A 1218-nucleotide genomic window follows, 5' to 3' on the forward strand; every position below is an offset into this window, starting at 1 on the left:
TTCCGCGCCGCAACTGGCCGAATTGTTAAAATAGCCATGACAATCGTCATGGCTAAGACAACAATCACTATTTTTATCAGGACTAAGATCAGACCATAGGGTGGGATTGCAATAAAAATTAAGCCCACTAGTCCTGCCAGCGCCACATAGCCAAAATCCTTCAAGGTGTAATCTTTCCAGATCCCGTAATCTTTATCTACGTTCTCTGGGAAGATAAATTCTTTTCCTTTCTTCATTTGGCAGGCTCCTTTTTAAATTAAGTGAATAGGCTGTAAACCCAAGGTAATAGCCAGATAATGGCTGCCGCTAAGGCCACTAAACCAGCCACCCGACCAACCGCGTGATAAACTTCTGATTTCTCTCGTGGATCGTCTGCGTCAGGCATTCTTTTGATAATAATAAATAGCGCCACACAAATCCCGACTAAAACGACCAACCCGGTTAAAATACCTTGAATCGTCTTACCAGCGCTGGTTAGCTTACTTTTAACTTCGCCACCGTCCGCCGCAAAAACAACCTGGGCGTTCATCAAGCCCAAATAAATTGCAGTAGCTCCAGTGGTTGCTAGCGCTTTTACTTTGCTGAACTTCATGTTATTCCTCCTTTCCGTCTTCCTGTGAACGTAATTGAGTCGGTTCTGCTCGCGTTTGCTCGGGTTCTCGCTGATAGAATTTGTCCAATTGCTCCTCGGCAATTTGCTGGCTTGGTAATGGGTCAGTAGCTAAATTAACGCGGCCATTTTCACTCGTGGCTAAGTAATACTCCTTTTCTGACTGACCTAGCTCTTGGGTCTCTAAGACATGCAAATTATGTTCGTAACGGCCTAAGGCGTTATCAACTTCTAAGCCATAGAAGCCTAAGAAGCCTTCTAAGAAGCTTTCACCAAAAAAGGTCATTTCGTTTTTGATCTGCTTATATTGATGGGTCGGTTTGTCACTCACCAATTTTTCAGTCTTTTTAGCATTGTGACTGTCTTGATGGCGATTAAACCAGCCCCTAAGTTTTAATGGCGGAGTTTTTAGCTGACGTTTAATGGTCTTCTTAATCATTGCTCGACGAACTTCATCGATTGGCTGGCCGTCTTGATCTAAAATTGCTTGTAACTGTTTTGGATCAGTCAATGCTTGGTCATCATCAACCACAATCGCCTTTTGATCATCATGAACTAGCTTGCCATTAATGCCTTGCCAGCTTTCTACTTTCATTGGATCACCTCCT

At 43.3% G+C, this 1218-nt stretch carries 3 protein-coding genes; all 3 read right to left on the bottom strand.

Annotated elements, in window-relative coordinates:
- Nucleotides 1-236, bottom strand: a 236-nt coding sequence (locus tag OXT66_RS09570; RefSeq protein WP_268597052.1) for a conjugal transfer protein, incomplete at its 3' end; no start/stop codon positions are given.
- 20 nt (nt 237-256) lie between these two features.
- A complete protein-coding gene (locus OXT66_RS09575) occupies nt 257-592 on the bottom strand; it encodes a CagC family type IV secretion system protein (RefSeq protein ID WP_008212306.1) in 336 nt (111 codons plus the stop codon).
- A gap of 1 nt (nt 593) precedes the next feature.
- Entirely contained in the window at nt 594-1205 is a 612-nt protein-coding gene (locus tag OXT66_RS09580; protein ID WP_069360288.1) for a hypothetical protein, read from the bottom strand.
- Nucleotides 1206-1218: the final 13 nt, after the last annotated feature.

Source organism: Lentilactobacillus senioris (genome assembly GCF_026798195.1).
GTDB classification, from domain to species: Bacteria; Bacillota; Bacilli; order Lactobacillales; family Lactobacillaceae; genus Lentilactobacillus; species Lentilactobacillus senioris_A.